Origin of the sequence: Bacillus sp. 2D03 (assembly GCF_003946765.1) — a bacterium.
In the GTDB taxonomy this organism is placed as follows: Bacteria; Bacillota; Bacilli; order Bacillales; family Bacillaceae_G; genus Bacillus_A; species Bacillus_A cereus.
Genome location: NZ_RPSJ01000020.1, coordinates 30,990 through 46,521, shown reverse-complemented (window position 1 = coordinate 46,521; position 15,532 = coordinate 30,990). Strand labels below are relative to the sequence as shown.

The window sequence follows — 15,532 nt, the reverse complement described above, 5'->3', positions numbered from 1 at the left end:
CTACAGCTTTAAATCCTGCAAAGTGAATAACTGCTTCAATTGAATTTTCTTCAAAAATTGCGTCAAGCGCTTCGCGATTTAAAACATCTTCTTTATAAAACTTAAATTGTTTTCCTGTTATTTCTTTCACTCGATTTATAGATTCTACCGAGCTATTCGAAAGATTATCCACTACTATAACTTCGTAACCGCTATTTAGTAATTCTACACATGTATGACTACCAATATATCCTGCTCCACCTGTTACAAGTATTGCCATAATTATAGTCCTCCATATTTCATTCATTATAAACTTCTCAAAGTATATCACATATTTCTTATCCTATGTTTAACATGCGAACACAGAAACTTACATTTTATCCCATAATAATTTTATAACATATACGATTCTAATCAGGTAATAAAAAAACGCCACATAATAAAAATTATGTGACGTTTTTTTATTAAATTACGTAACAATATACACTTAGAAAATGCGCAAGACTACCTAATAATACAAAAACATGAAAAATTTCATGATGCCCCATATATTTAAACTCTAACCATTTTGGCTTTGTTCCATAAATAAATCCACCAATTGTATAAAAAATGCCACCAAGTACTAAGAAAATAATGCCTCCTGTACTTAAATTCTCAGCTAACGGGGCAAAGAATAAAACAATTAACCAACCCATCGTAATATAAATTGCTGTCGATAACCACCTTGGACAATTAAACCAAAACATTTTAAATACAATGCCACAAATCGCAGTTGCATAGACTAAACAAAATAATAGCAAACCACTTGCTGAATTTAATGTAATTAAGCAAAAGGGTGCATATGTACCTGCAATTAATATAAAAATCATAGAATGATCTAGCTTCCTAAAGAAGTATATAACACGTTCATTGGCCACAACACTATGATATACAGCTGACGCCGTATAAAGGACCATCATTCCAATACCAAACAAAATAACAGCTGTAATTGCAGCAAATGATGGCATCTTGATAGAAACTTTCACAAGCATAGCTAATAACGCAATAAATGATAATATCGCTCCACCTAAGTGAGTAAATGCATTAACTGGTTCCCTTACATAAGTATTCATAATAACACCCCTCATATAATTACATGTAGTTTTGATAACTACATGTAATTATATACACATTTCTTTTTAAGGTCAACATTTACAATTCATTTGTTTCGTAATACCATATTTAAAGATATATTAAACATTAAGTTCCACTAAGTTATAAAAGTGAGGGATTCTACGTGGAAAATATAAATGAATTACTTAAGACATTACATTTAGAAAAAAACATTAAACTTGAGGATATTCCAAATGTTGACTTATATGTAGACCAAGTTGTCCAACTATTTGAGAATACTTATGCAGATACAACGAGAACTGATGATGAAAAAGTATTAACAAAAACGATGATTAATAATTACGCAAAAGGGAAACTATTCATCCCTATCAAAAATAAAAAGTATTCAAAAGAGCATATGATTTTAATTAGCCTAATTTATCAATTAAAGGGAGCTCTCTCCATTAACGACATAAAAAGTTCATTAGAAACTATAAATGACTCCTTATTAAATGATGATTCATTCGAATTAAATACGTTATACAAAAATTATCTTGCTCTTACTGAAAGCAATGTCGAAAGCTTTAAACAAGACGTAAATAACCGTGTTACAGAAGTAAATGAGATTTCTTCCTTAGAAGATACAAAGCTAGAAAAATTTCTACTACTAACATCCTTCGTCACTATGAGTAATATGTATAGACGTTTAGCGGAGCAACTAGTGGATGATTTAAAAGAATCATAAATAAAAAACTATCCACCTATTAAAGTGGATAGTTTTTTATTTACTTAATTGCTTCATGAACTTTTAGTTGTTTCCCTTTAATCGTTGTAGTCTTCATGACTTTCAAGACAAGTGGTCCTTTTCCATTTAATATTTCAACGTAAGAAACATTATCTTGTATCGTAATAATACCTATATCTTCTGCTGTAACACCTTTAATTTTAGCAATTGTACCGACGAAATCTACCGCCCTAATTTTCTTTTTCTTCCCGCCATTAAAGTACAGCTTCATAATGCCTTTGTTGATATCTGCATTTTTATCTTTCTTTATAATTGGTTTAGCATGTATCTTTTCTTCAAATGCAGCTTTCTCTTTCATAACTTCTTCTTTTGAAGGTCCAATTGCCTTTGGAATTTCAAATCCAATATACTCCTCAATCTCTTCTAAAAATCTATTTTCATATGGTGTTATAAATGTAATAGCTTTTCCACTATTTCCAGCTCGTCCCGTTCTTCCAGTACGATGTACATAGCTTTCTTTTTCAAGTGGAATATCATAATTAATAACATGTGTAATATTATCAATATCAATTCCTCTCGCAGCTACATCTGTTGCTACTAAATAACGGAATTTTCCTTTTCTAAAATCATCCATGACTTCAAAACGATCTTCTTGTACCATACCACCATGTATTTTGTCACAAGGATAGTTAGCTCGTTTTAATTGTCTATATACATGATCTACATTTTCTTGTGTACGACAGAAAATAATACAGCTATCAGGATTCTCAATCGTTGTTACATCTTTAAGTAGTGAAAGCTTCTCGTCTTCTATCACCTCAAAAAGAGTATGTTCAATTTTATCCGTCGTAATCCCAGCTGCTTTAATTTCAATATGAATTGGTGAATTCATATATGTACGAGACAATTTCTCAACATCTTCTGGAAGTGTTGCTGAAAATAACATCGTCATTCTTTTTGTAGGTAATTCATCAATAATTGCCTCTACTTGATCGATAAAGCCCATATTTAGCATCTCATCTGCTTCATCAATAACTAAATACTTCAAACACTCTAAAGAAAGGGTACCCTTCTCAATATGATCCAACACACGACCAGGAGTACCAACTACAATATGTGTCTTTTGCTTTAATTCTAATTTTTGACGTGCAAATGGAGATTTCCCATAAACTGCCGCAGCCTTAATCCTTTTGAATCGACCTATATTTGTAATATCTTCTTTTACCTGTACCGCAAGCTCTCTCGTTGGTGTTAAAACTAATGCTTGTGGTTTATTCTCTTCCCACTCCACCATTTCACAAAGTGGAATACCAAATGAAGCCGTTTTTCCACTTCCAGTCTGGGACTTCACAACAAGATCCTTCTTTTCTAATGCAACTGGAATAACCTCACCTTGTACTTCTGTTGGATGATTATATCCTAACCCAGTAAGTGCCCTTACGATTTCCGTACTTAGTTTATAATCAGAAAAACTTTTTTTACTCATATATTAACCTCATTTTATTTTGTATTATTTTCTTTTTTATCTTTTGTATACATTACTATCACCCTACTTATTATACTTGAAACCTCACATAAAAAGGTGGATCATGCCAGATTCATCTTTTTATATAGAAATAAACCTTATCATTTCATATAATGTTCAACTACTTGATAACATCTTTTGCTCGTATTGTTAGCATTAACCTTTTCATATTATCCTACATCCACTCCAAAAAAATAAAAAGAATACATACAACCTTGTATAATTATCTTAATTTTTCAACCTTTTTCATAAACGAACAATAAAAATAAAAAAACGTTTTAAATTCGTTTTTAACGTTGTTTTTCAGATATAAAATCTACTTTTTCAAAAAATGTTAAGAAATCCTTTGACTTCTTAATAAAAATAATGTAAATTATCCTATGGACGAACATTTTTGATTAATAAAAATAAAATATTCGTATTTTAGGGGTGTAAATGATGGAAAACGTATTCGACTATGAAGATATTCAATTAATTCCCGCGAAATGTATTGTAAATAGCCGCTCTGAATGTGATACAACTGTCACTTTAGGAAAACATAAATTTAAATTACCTGTCGTACCTGCAAATATGCAAACGATTATTGATGAAAGAATTGCAACTTATTTAGCTGAGAACAACTACTTTTATATCATGCATCGTTTCCAACCAGAGAAACGAATCTCATTCATTAGAGATATGCAATCACGTGGATTAATCGCTTCTATCAGCGTTGGTGTAAAAGAGGACGAATATGAATTCGTACAACAATTAGCTGCTGAGCAACTGACACCTGAATATATCACGATTGATATCGCACACGGTCATTCTAATGCTGTGATCAACATGATTCAACATATTAAAAAACATTTACCAGAGAGCTTCGTTATCGCTGGAAACGTTGGAACTCCAGAAGCGGTAAGAGAATTAGAAAATGCTGGTGCCGATGCAACAAAAGTTGGTATTGGACCTGGTAAAGTTTGTATTACTAAAATTAAAACAGGCTTCGGAACTGGTGGTTGGCAGCTAGCTGCACTTCGCTGGTGTGCAAAAGCTGCAAGTAAGCCAATTATCGCTGATGGTGGTATTCGTACACACGGCGACGTAGCTAAATCTATACGATTTGGGGCAACTATGGTCATGATCGGTTCTCTATTCGCTGGTCACGAAGAGTCTCCAGGGGAAACAATTGAAAGAGATGGCAAACTTTATAAAGAATACTTCGGTTCTGCTTCTGAATTCCAAAAGGGTGAGAAGAAAAACGTTGAAGGTAAGAAAATGTTCGTTGAGCATAAAGGTTCTTTAGAAGATACGTTAATCGAAATGGAACAAGATCTTCAATCTTCTATCTCTTACGCTGGTGGAACAAAATTAGATGCTATTCGTACTGTAGATTATGTTGTCGTGAAAAACTCGATTTTCAATGGTGACAAAGTATATTAATTCTTAAATTAACTTGAAGGACAAGCATTTTCATGCTTGTCCTTCTTTTTTGTATATAAAAATGTAAAATACTTTGATTTAACTGAATTTTCTATTGTTATATTTTTAGATAGTCTTAATAAGGAGGATATACGACTTGAAAAATGTAATGGAAAATCGCCTTAATCGCGTAGAGGTACCTGCTGAACTAACATGGGATTTATCCGATTTGTATAATTCTGATACCAAATAGCCTACTGCATTAAACGCATTGGAAAATGATATACAGAAACTTGATTCATTTAAAGGACATTTACATACTAGCTCCCACACTTTATTAAATTGCCTACTTTTAGAAGAAGAACTTTTAATGACGTTAACAAAACTGTACTCATATGCAAATTTAAAAGAATCTACTGATCGTACAAATCCAAGTATTCAAGCGAACTCTTCCAAAATTTCTGCTTTATGGACGAAAGTACATACTGCACTATCCTTTATTCATAATGAAATTCTCATATTCGGCGAAGGAACAATTGAAAAATATTTAACTGAAGAAACAAAACTTGAACCTTTCCGTAAATCGTTACTAGAAATACTACAAAAAAGGCAGCACACACTGCATCCACTGCAGTAGCTCAAATGATTAAAGAGGAAGGACAACATGCTATTGATCGCTGGTGGTACAATGAAACATGCCGGAGTAGATATGTCAAAACCAGATGCAATCCGTAAAGCTGTTTCTTACGTTGGTTCATTAATTGATAAATTAGAGCATTCTTATCAAGTATAAAAAATAAGCCCTCGCTTTATGAGGGCTTATTTCATATTTACTTCCCAAACCGTTTGCGATATCCACATTTCCTGCAAAGTTCTTCAACCGCAACTCTTTTCGAAAATCCATCGACAATGTTTGTTGCTCTTTCACCTTCGATAATGTTAGAAAATGAATCATTATTAATATTCCCAAGGTTAATAATCCCTTCACCATCTAAACAACAAGGAATAACTGTTCCATTCGCTAAAATACCCGCTTGATTACGAAGTCCATGACAGAATCCTTTCCCATCATCCTCTTCTTCATGTAATGCTGGCCACTGGAATTCATAGTCTTGATTAATAAAGACACGTTCTGCAATTTTTATACCTTTTCCTGGTGTAAGCTTCTCTTCAATTTGATAAGATAGATCAAATTCATTTTCAATTATAGATAATAACTCTCTATTTTTCTGGATTTCAGCATTCGTTTTATTATCCTGAGTTAAATTCCATAACCTTAACGATACAATTAAATCTGATTGACTTGTCGCTTCCCTAATGAAGGAAAGTATACTCCTTACATAGCCCTCTTTATCTTGCGAACCTGGATGTCCATCAAAACTATGCAGTGAAAAATTCATTTGTCTTAACGCAGGCTTATTTAACAGCCTATGTCTTCTCTTATTAATTAACGTTCCGTTCGTTGTAATATTAACTTTAAACCCTTTTTCATGACTTAAGTCTAATAGTTGATCTATTTTCGGGTGGAGCAACGGCTCACCCTTCACGTGCAAATAAATGTAGTCTGTGTGAGGTTTAATTTGGTCTAATCTTTTAGCAAAATCCTCTACAGAAATGAATTGCTTCTGCCTTTCCGTCGGCGGACAAAAGCTACACGCAAGATTACATACACTCGTAATCTCCAAGTAAAACTTCTTAAACTTCTTCACCTTTAATTCCTCACTTCTCTAACTACTTATACTTTTTCCTCTTCATATTACAGCATATTTTTATGGAAATAGAAACATACTTATTTTAGGAAATCTACATACCATCTAATAATATTTAAAAGACCATCGGTAATTTTTGTCCAATGGTCTTTTTATCCTTTTATATGCAAAGAATAAATTTATTTATGATACGGTTCATCGTAACTATTCTAAATAAGGTTATTTTTTATTATTTTCATAATTAAATTTAACAAAAAAGGTAGTGCCTTCCGATCCTGTTTGAATTTCTATTTTTGCATTATGGCGGGCAGCAATGGCATAACATACACCTAACCCTAATCCAGTTCCATTATCTTTGGTCGTGTAAAACGGCGTACCCAGTTTCTCTAATACTTCAGGCCTGATACCTTTTCCTTGATCCCGCACTGCAAGCACCACACAATTTTGACCTTCCTTGTAAGTGCTAATGGTTAGAACTTTCCCTGTATTCATCGCTTCTAAGCCATTACGATATAGATTCATTAATAATTGCCGTATTTCATTACGATTTAAAAGTAATTCTGGAATGTCATTTGTATCGACTTGAATATATTTATTTTGATTGTACGTATCAATCTTTATTAAAGGAATAATATCGCGGATAATTGAATTTAAATCTAACATCTGCAAATCCGATTTCCTTGTATTACCCATTGAGAGAAATTCAGTAATAATAGAATTGGCACGGTTAAGTTCTTCAATCATTAAATGAAAGTATTTATTATGTTTCTCATAGGTATTCTCTTCTTTTAATAACTGTAAAAATCCTAGTACTGTTGTCATTGGATTTCTAATTTCATGGCTGATACCTGCTGCCATTTGCCCTATTAAATCTATGTTGGATAATCTTTTCAATTCCTGTTCATATTTCTTTTTTTCCGTTATGTTTTTAAAAATACAACAAATACCATCATCATACGGGTATGCAATAACTTCGTGCCAATATTCATCTGCAGTAGAAAGAAATTCGAAATGAACTGTAGTTCGCTCTGACATCGCACGATGAAATTCCTTATACATAACTGTGTCGATTTCACTCGGGAAAACATCCCATATATTCTTTCCTAATACATCTTTTGCTGTTTTTCTTTGCGGAAAATATTGGTGCTTATTTACGTACGTAAATTCCCATTTATTATTTAAAATAAAAAATCCATCCGTAATACATTCAATCACACTTGTAACTTTTTCATTAGCAGCAGCTAGCTCTCTCGTTCGCTCTTCCACTATGCTTTCTAGTTGATCCATATATGACAAATTCGAAAACGTAGGGGCTGTGGCATCAACGATAGATTTTGCTAGTTGAAGTTGAGAATGATCATAATTGTGAGCTTTTCCTTCTTTGCCAACGACGATTACCCCTAATACTTCTCCAATTGAAACCAATGGAATCATCAATAGACCCTTACTATCTATATTTTTTGTTTGAATAACTTCTTGAATCTTGGCTTCATAGCTTTTCTCTGTCCAATCCGCTTCTGTCCAATGACAGCCCTTACTTAATTTCGTTGTTTTAATTGTTGTTTTATCTAGCGGATCTAGAAGATGGGCAGTCATATTTTTACTCTCTAAAATCTGTTCTAGGTAAAAAAAGCATTTATCAAAACTCTCCTGTATCGAGGAACACATTGATAAATCACGTGTAACATTTAGTAACAGCTGCTTCTCAGCAATAAGGTTTTCCTTTTGTTTTAAATTATTTGTGTTTTGAATTGCAACCGCAGCCATATTTACATAAGCTTCAACACTTTGAATTTCTGAATCTGTTAAGTTCATCGGAATTCCATAATCAAATAAAAAAACTAGACCAAATAACTCTTGCCCAAATGAGATAGGCAAGGCTAATAAGGACTTAATTTTGAATGCATTAACCGGTCTCGGATCTGGTCGATGATCCTTTGAGGTATCAGGAATATAGATGGTTTTTTTCGTTTCAATAACCTCTTTTGCCAGTAAGTCTATTTCAGGATCAATTACTTGAGTATCGAGCGTTACGCCATTTATAGTCTCTGGTTTTCCTGCAAACCCTCTAAATGTTCCATCTTCCTGGGGTAAATAAATTCCAACAGCATCGCACCTAACAATTTCCTCTGATATCGCCATTGTCACACGCTGCAATACGTCACGTAGTTCTAATTTCGTATTTATTATTTTTGTTATATTTGCGAGTCTAGAATATCTCGTCTGATCACTTACCATTCACATAGCCTCCAATTATAGGCATAATAAAATAAATATGATAATATCAGTGTTTTACATAGAATACATTACTTATGATACGGTTCTCCACGATTAATCCGAAACGCTCTATAGACTTGCTCAAGCAACACTAATCGCATTAATTGGTGTGGCAATGTCATCTTTGAAAAAGAAAGTGATTCATTTGAACGCTTCATCACTTCTGAGCTTAGTCCAAGTGATCCACCAATTACAAATGCGACTTTACTCTTTCCGTATGTAGCAAGGCGATCTAGACTTACCGCAAATTCTTCTGATGACTTTTGCTTTCCATCTATAGCTAATGCAATCACATGCGTGTCATCAGAAATTTTATCCAGTATACGTATACCTTCTTTTTCCTTTACAATTAACATTTCTGCTTCACTTAAATTTTCTGGCGCCTTTTCATCAGGCAATTCAATTACTTCTACTTTTGCGTATGCAGATAATCGTTTTAAGTATTCTGCTATACCTTGTTTCAAATATTTTTCTTTTAATTTCCCAATTGAAATAATCGAGATATTCACACGTATCCTCCACCTTACAAACATGTTATCCACAAAACTTATCCACATATCCACAAATACTACCCACATATTGTGTGAGAATCTGTGTTCGATACAACATATGTCGCCTCATTTTGACAAAATTCACATGTTTTTTTCTCTTTTCTCGAGTTATCCACATTGTTGATAACTGGTGCAACTTCACACTCATCCACAATAATATCTAACGCTAATTCAACATGTTCTAAACAACAAGGTAAATTCATTTTCTACACCTCACTTTTCTACAATAGAAAACAGGAGGTAGGCCCTCCTGTTTTTAATACTTTTGAATGCCTAATTTCACTGTTGTTGTTACTCTTTTTGTACCACGATAAAACGTAAGAGTCATTTTATCATTAATTTCCTTATCATATAAGGCCGTACGGAATCCAATAATATCGCGAATCGGTTTTCCATCTACTGCCACAATAACATCATGTTCTCTTAAACCAGCATCCGCACCTGGCGAAGGACTTTTCACATCCAAAATACAAACGCCCTCTGTTACAGTACCTGGTAAATGTAATGTTTTTGACCAATAATAGTTTGGGATTTCATTTAATGACCTAAGTTCAATCCCAACATACGGTCTTCTTACTTTTCCATACTTCTCAAGTTCATTCATAATCGGAACAGCTCTAGTCACCGGAATAGCAAGGCCGATTCCTTCTACTTCTTTTGCAGCAATTTTCATTGAATTAATACCAATTAATTGTCCTGCTGCATTTACAAGCGCACCACCACTATTCCCCGGATTAATCGCTGCATCTGTTTGTAACACTTCTACTTGCCAATCATAATGTCCATCTTGATCTAAATCTACAGGGACAATACGTTCATTAGCTGAAATAATACCTTGTGTAACTGTTCCAGAAAATTGCAGTCCAAGTGGGTTTCCAATCGCAATAACTGGTTCTCCTCTGCGAACAGTATTAGAATCGCCAATTTCAATTATTTTTTTCACATGCTTTGCATCTATTTCTAATACAGCTAAATCTGTGACTACATCGGTTCCTAATACTTTTCCAGGAACCTTCTTACCATCACTTAGACTTACTTCAATACGATTCGCTCCAGCTACAACATGATTATTCGTTACAATATAAGCTTGACCATCTGTCTTTTTATAAATTACTCCTGATCCTGTACCGGCCTCTGAATCTGCCTCTGAAAAATTATCTCGTTGAATGTTAATAACACCCACAACAGCTTCAGATGCACGATCAACAGCATCTACAAAGCTAATCTGTTTAATCCCTTGAGCTTCAGCCATATTACTTCCGCTTGCTTCAGCTTGCGGAAGCGTATCAGCAGAATTCGAAAATAAAGGCGCTCCAAACGCAAATAAAGAAGCTCCTACAATTGTTCCCGCTATACTCGAAAGAACTATACCTTTGTGCTTCTTTTTTCCTGCACGTTTCATACGATAACTTTCTTCATCAATAAAGGACATATTTGTTCACCTATCTTCCTGAAAACAACTATATTCACCTTTATTGTTTACTAAAATGAAGAATTATACGTATTGAATTTTTGTAGGCATTTTTGGATCTGTATCGTGAATTTCAAAGGATTCACCCACTCCAAATCCTTTTTCCTCTAGTACTTGTGATACTGACATACGCGCTAGTTCTTTCATGTTATTATCTAGGCTTAAATGGGCTAAATAAATATGCTTTGTCTCATCTGTAATTACATCTGCCATCGCTAATGCAGCATCCTCATTACAAACATGCCCAACGTCACTTAAAATACGTCGTTTAATGCTCCATGGATAACGTCCCATACGAAGCATTTCTACATCATGATTACTTTCAAATACAAAAGCATTAGCTCCCTTAATAACGCCCTTCATACGGTCACTTACGTATCCCGTATCTGTAATAAGCGCTAATTTCCTATTATTGTTATGGAAAGCATAAAACATCGGTTCTGCCGCATCATGAGAAACTCCAAATGACTCGACTTCAATATCACCAAATGTTTTCACATCACCAACTGAGAAAATAAACTTTTGTTCAGTTGGGATATTTCCTATTAAATGTTCCATTGCATTCCATGTTTTCTCATTCGCATAAACAGGTAAATCATATTTACGTGCCAATACACCTAATCCTTTAATATGATCACTATGCTCATGCGTTACAAGAATACCTGATACATCATTTATATTTAGTTCTGCTTGTTTAAATAAAGCCTCTGTTGCTTTACCACTTAAACCTGCGTCGACTAGTAATTTTTTTTCATCGGTTCCTACGTATAGCATATTTCCTGTACTTCCACTTGCAAGTACGCTAAAATGCAACCCCATTCTTTCTCACTCCAGTATGTTCATCAACCACTTGATTTTCCTTTTCTCCTAATTCCATAACTTGTCCTTCAATTGCATTCACAAAGAAGTCCTGCTTCTGCTCCGTTTTTAAATTCCACGTTGGAGCAAGTACTTGGTTATTAGAAGTAGATGCGGTAAGAGTGGCATAACCAATTTGCGCTTCTTTAACATGCGTATTTCCATGAATTTTATTTTTTAAATACAAATTTTCTAAAGCTGTTTGAGCCGTAATAATTTCTTGCTCTTTCGTTTTTTCACCTTCGCCCATTTCTTTTAAATCAGTTAGCATTGTCTGCGTATATGAAACAAGTTCATTTTTTTCATTTAATTCCACAACAATCATCGCCTGATTATTATAGAAAATAGGCTTATCTTTATATTTTTGGAAGAAATAAATTTTAGAGTCTTTCACCGCTCCAAATTCATACTTTTGTCCATCCAATACATAGTTCTTCAAAAATTCATTATACTTATCTTTTGATAATGATTTCGTATTTAAAAAAGGCTCTTTTAGCTTACTTTCTATCTTGTACATATTTTGTATATGCACCGTTTGATTTTTCAAAGACTGTATATCTTCTTCTTTAAAGGCTTTATTTTCCGCTCTAATAAATGACTCTTTTTTCGGTTCTTTAGGGATATTTCCCATCGTAATTTTATTTGCTTTTAATTCTTGATCTATCTTTGTTTCTGCAATAAGCTCCAATTGATTACTATCTTGCTTTTGAATGAATTGGAAAATGAGAAAGAGGTCCAAAACAAAAAAGGTCACAATAAATATGGTTTTAATCCGATCCCAATCCATTTAGTCCTCCCTCACTCCACTCATAGATTTTCTGTTTACCTATTTCATCTTCAACAAGCTTTACATACCAAATTGGTTGTAGTCGAACCACTTGCCCATCTAGTGATAACTTGTATCCAATGCCAATATCCTTAATTACTTGTTTCTTTATCTCTGGATTATTTTCTAGGGATGCTATTACAACATGCCCTGACGGAAGAGTAACCTTCTGTTCTATACCTTTAGTATTTAAAGACAGCAACGGTCTTTCATATTCCATTACTTCTTCTGATCCCCATACTTGTCTTAATTCCGCTAATCCATCTGCATTGAATACTGGATATCCATCTTCATTTAAGCGAAATACTGTCTCTCCTTTATTCATATAGTCCAAACGATATGAATCCAAACTCCCACTGTGACCACTTACAAATTCAAAGCTTTTTTGTAAAAGCATTAAATTATCTATCGTTTTCTCAGTTAAGACAGAAGAGTTTTTATACTTTAGCATGTGACGATCGTTTTCAATTTCCATGGATCTAATACCATCTGTAAATGTTTCTTTCGACATCTCGGTAATCGGACTTAAATAACGAGGATCACTAAACAGAGCATTCTTAAACGTATCAACTGCTAAATTAGATGAAATATATGTTATATTGCTTAACTCTGTCGTTCCATCTGGTAAAAATAATTTTTTCATATCATTGAGTTGATAATCAAAATAAGGTTTTGCTGATACTATAAATTGATTTTGGGCATTTACAATATCTTTTAAATACAAGCCACTTAATTTTGCCTCGTATATTTTAAAGTTATCACCATCAGAAACAAAGTTAATTTTAATTTCTTGATCCTTACTTCTAGAAGGATCAAGGAGAATACGATTAAAATGTTTAGGCTTACCTGTACTTTTCTCTTTCATGTTAAACATGGATTTAACTGCATCAAATGGGATATCGGTAGGGAAAACAAGTTCAACTTTCCCTTCACCATGCACATATGAAAGGAAATCACCCTTAGTGATTGATATCTCTCTAAAATCATATAGTTCCCCTACTTCCAGAGGCTTATAGATTGATTCTATATCTGCCTCTCTTTTGCTCCCATAATGATTTTTATCTTTATGCACGATGATAGAAGTAGGACGGACAACATCGGAAATTTTAGTTTGGTTCATTCCTTCATTCCCCTGTACAAATTTCGCGTTTTGCATGGATGTAGAATCTGGCACATACGTCCATAAATTAAAAGTAAGAAATAGGCTAATTACAACTAGGTTAATTAAAACTATTGTTTTAAAGTTTTCCATACTCATTCCCAATCGTCCTCTTCATCTGCTGCCATTGGTAACGTGAAATAAATAGTTGTCCCTTTTCCTTCTTCACTCTTCGCCCAAATAGAGCCACCATGTGCCTCAATCATTTCTTTTGCAATTGCTAATCCAAGTCCCGTACCACCCATTTGTCTTGAACGAGCTTTATCTACGCGATAAAAACGTTCAAAGATTTTATCAACGTTTTCTTTTGGAATACCCATTCCTTGGTCACTTACACTAATTTCTAATAAATCACCGCGATCACGTAAACGATATGTTACTGTTCCACCTTCTGGTGAATACTTTAATGCGTTAGAAATAATGTTATACAGCACTTGAGTAATTTTGTCAGTATCCATATCAATAAATCTAGATTTCTTAGAGAAAGATCGTTTGAAACTTACATTTTGCTCTTTAGACATTTCAAAGCGATCAATAATATTATTAAAGAAATCAGTAAAGTCGACCCATTCTTTCATTAAACGATGCTCTGTACTATCCAGTTTAGATAGCTGTAACAACGCATTTACAAGTCTAATCATTCTTTCTGTTTCTTCTTGTGTAACCGTTAAAAATTGTGGTGCAATATTTGGATCCTGCCATGCTCCATCTGTAAGTGCCTCTAAATAACTGCGCATCGTCGTTAATGGCGTCCTTAATTCATGAGAGACATTTGCCACAAACTCACGGCGTTCCCGTTCTATACGTTCCTGCTCTGTTACATCATATAGTACAGCAATTAAGCCGTTTGCCTTCCCTGTTTCTTTTTGAATAACAGAGAAACTAGCACGTAAAATATATGGTTCGTTTCTCGTACTAAAATCTAATAAAACAGAATCTGGCTCTTCATATAAATGATCGAGCGTAAATTCTTCCTGTATCCCTAATACCTCTAAAACAGATTGATCGAGCGCTGTTTCACGAGAAACATTTAACATCTTTTCCGCAGGGTCATTTAGTAAAATAATATCCCCTTTTCGATCAGTAGCAATTACTCCATCTGTCATATGTGATAAAACAGATGATAATTTACGCCTTTCACTTTCTGTAGAAGAACGAGCTTGTTGTAATTTTTTCGATAAATTATTGAAGGATAATGCCAGTTGTCCAATTTCATCATGGCTATGCACTTTTACTTTTCTGGAATAATTTCCTTTTGCCATTTCGATTGCTTGTCTCCGCATATCTGAAATTGGTCTTGTAATTGTTTGAGCCAATAAAATCCCAAGTACGGCCGTTACTAATAAAGCAATTACTGTTCCCGTAGCAAAAATTTGATTTATATCCTTCATTTGTTTATATACATCTTCCATAGATGCCACAATGTAAATAACACCAAGCGCATCCTTACCGTTATCATCTAGAATCGGAGTAAGCATAACTTGAACACGATGACCTGTACTACCATCCTTCTCAATTTTCACTTCTGGCTTTTTTTGTACTAACACTCGCTGAACAGCTATATCAGTTGATGTTCGATTCACCTTATTCTGCTTTGATTCATCTGAAATAGCCAGTAACTTTCTGTGCGAATCAAATACACTTACCTCTTGTATAACTTTCTTCTGATCAGAGGCAAATTTTCGAATTGAAGTTTTAATCGTTTCATCTGTTGACTCTGTTTCTGCTTTTGTATAACTTTTTTTAAACTCTTGCTTCAAATTATATGATAATAAGTTTGTTTGCTGCGTTAAAGAATCCCTAAAACCTTGTACTAAGCTCTTCTCTAATTCCCTTACGAAATATACTCCAATAACTTGCATCGCTATTAATATTAATAGCATATATATAAGCACAAATTTTAAATGAATAGATTGAAAAAAACCAACTTTCTTCATAT

The 15,532-nt window shown here is 33.7% G+C and carries 15 protein-coding genes and 1 pseudogene; 4 read left to right on the top strand and 12 right to left on the bottom strand.

Annotated elements, in window-relative coordinates:
• Both EBQ15_RS28855 and trhA read right to left on the bottom strand, forming a co-directional pair.
• Positions 1–259: SDR family NAD(P)-dependent oxidoreductase (locus tag EBQ15_RS28855; protein ID WP_125653125.1), on the bottom strand; the 259-nt coding region annotated here is incomplete at its 3' end.
• A gap of 184 nt (positions 260–443) precedes the next feature.
• The gene (gene trhA / locus EBQ15_RS28850; protein ID WP_001099728.1) at positions 444–1,091 is read right to left on the bottom strand and encodes a PAQR family membrane homeostasis protein TrhA; all 648 of its coding nucleotides are present in this window, start codon (positions 1,089–1,091) and stop codon (positions 444–446) included.
• A 164-nt stretch (positions 1,092–1,255) separates the two neighbouring features.
• On the opposite strand from trhA, the gene EBQ15_RS28845 reads away from it, so the two are divergent.
• Positions 1,256–1,816 carry a DUF1836 domain-containing protein gene (locus tag EBQ15_RS28845; protein ID WP_000427884.1) on the top strand — a complete coding sequence of 187 codons (561 nt, stop codon included), beginning with the start codon at positions 1,256–1,258 and terminating at the stop codon, positions 1,814–1,816.
• 40 nt (positions 1,817–1,856) lie between these two features.
• Here EBQ15_RS28845 and EBQ15_RS28840 read toward each other — a convergent pair whose 3' ends face one another.
• Positions 1,857–3,302, bottom strand: coding sequence for a DEAD/DEAH box helicase (locus tag EBQ15_RS28840; protein ID WP_000039354.1), 1,446 nt, complete (start codon positions 3,300–3,302; stop codon positions 1,857–1,859).
• A 477-nt stretch (positions 3,303–3,779) separates the two neighbouring features.
• Between EBQ15_RS28840 and guaC the strand changes: the two genes are divergently transcribed.
• The 3 genes and pseudogenes from guaC (at position 3,780) to EBQ15_RS28825 (ending at position 5,535) form a co-directional block, all read left to right on the top strand.
• A complete protein-coding gene (guaC, locus tag EBQ15_RS28835) occupies positions 3,780–4,763 on the top strand; it encodes a GMP reductase (protein ID WP_000432447.1) in 984 nt (327 codons plus the stop codon).
• Positions 4,764–4,899: 136 nt separating this feature from the next.
• Positions 4,900–5,370 (top strand): annotated as a pseudogene (locus EBQ15_RS28830) (oligoendopeptidase F); the annotation flags it as partial.
• Between the two features lie 36 nt (positions 5,371–5,406).
• The gene (locus EBQ15_RS28825) at positions 5,407–5,535 is read left to right on the top strand and encodes a hypothetical protein (RefSeq protein WP_016118980.1); all 129 of its coding nucleotides are present in this window, start codon (positions 5,407–5,409) and stop codon (positions 5,533–5,535) included.
• A gap of 37 nt (positions 5,536–5,572) precedes the next feature.
• Here EBQ15_RS28825 and EBQ15_RS28820 read toward each other — a convergent pair whose 3' ends face one another.
• The 9 genes from EBQ15_RS28820 to walK form a co-directional block, all read right to left on the bottom strand.
• Positions 5,573–6,451 (bottom strand): radical SAM/SPASM domain-containing protein, encoded by an 879-nt coding sequence (locus tag EBQ15_RS28820; RefSeq protein WP_000713633.1) that lies wholly within the window; start codon positions 6,449–6,451, stop codon positions 5,573–5,575.
• A 219-nt stretch (positions 6,452–6,670) separates the two neighbouring features.
• Positions 6,671–8,689, bottom strand: coding sequence for a GAF domain-containing sensor histidine kinase (locus EBQ15_RS28815; RefSeq protein WP_000253111.1), 2,019 nt, complete (start codon positions 8,687–8,689; stop codon positions 6,671–6,673).
• Positions 8,690–8,757: 68 nt separating this feature from the next.
• Positions 8,758–9,237, bottom strand: coding sequence for a 23S rRNA (pseudouridine(1915)-N(3))-methyltransferase RlmH (gene rlmH / locus EBQ15_RS28810; protein WP_001026998.1), 480 nt, complete (start codon positions 9,235–9,237; stop codon positions 8,758–8,760).
• A gap of 59 nt (positions 9,238–9,296) precedes the next feature.
• The gene (locus EBQ15_RS28805; protein WP_001052832.1) at positions 9,297–9,482 is read right to left on the bottom strand and encodes a CxxH/CxxC protein; all 186 of its coding nucleotides are present in this window, start codon (positions 9,480–9,482) and stop codon (positions 9,297–9,299) included.
• Positions 9,483–9,535: 53 nt separating this feature from the next.
• Positions 9,536–10,711 (bottom strand): S1C family serine protease, encoded by a 1,176-nt coding sequence (locus EBQ15_RS28800; protein ID WP_000008042.1) that lies wholly within the window; start codon positions 10,709–10,711, stop codon positions 9,536–9,538.
• Between the two features lie 63 nt (positions 10,712–10,774).
• A complete protein-coding gene (locus EBQ15_RS28795) occupies positions 10,775–11,569 on the bottom strand; it encodes an MBL fold metallo-hydrolase (RefSeq protein ID WP_000522837.1) in 795 nt (264 codons plus the stop codon).
• Positions 11,553–12,395, bottom strand: coding sequence for a two-component system regulatory protein YycI (locus EBQ15_RS28790; RefSeq protein ID WP_000383740.1), 843 nt, complete (start codon positions 12,393–12,395; stop codon positions 11,553–11,555). The genes EBQ15_RS28795 and EBQ15_RS28790 overlap by 17 nt, the downstream gene beginning before the upstream one ends.
• Entirely contained in the window at positions 12,376–13,692 is a 1,317-nt protein-coding gene (locus EBQ15_RS28785) for a YycH family regulatory protein (RefSeq protein WP_000061555.1), read from the bottom strand. The genes EBQ15_RS28790 and EBQ15_RS28785 overlap by 20 nt, the downstream gene beginning before the upstream one ends.
• Positions 13,689–15,530, bottom strand: a complete 1,842-nt coding sequence (gene walK / locus EBQ15_RS28780) for a cell wall metabolism sensor histidine kinase WalK (protein ID WP_000755367.1) — start codon at positions 15,528–15,530, stop codon at positions 13,689–13,691. The genes EBQ15_RS28785 and walK overlap by 4 nt, the downstream gene beginning before the upstream one ends.
• Positions 15,531–15,532: the final 2 nt, after the last annotated feature.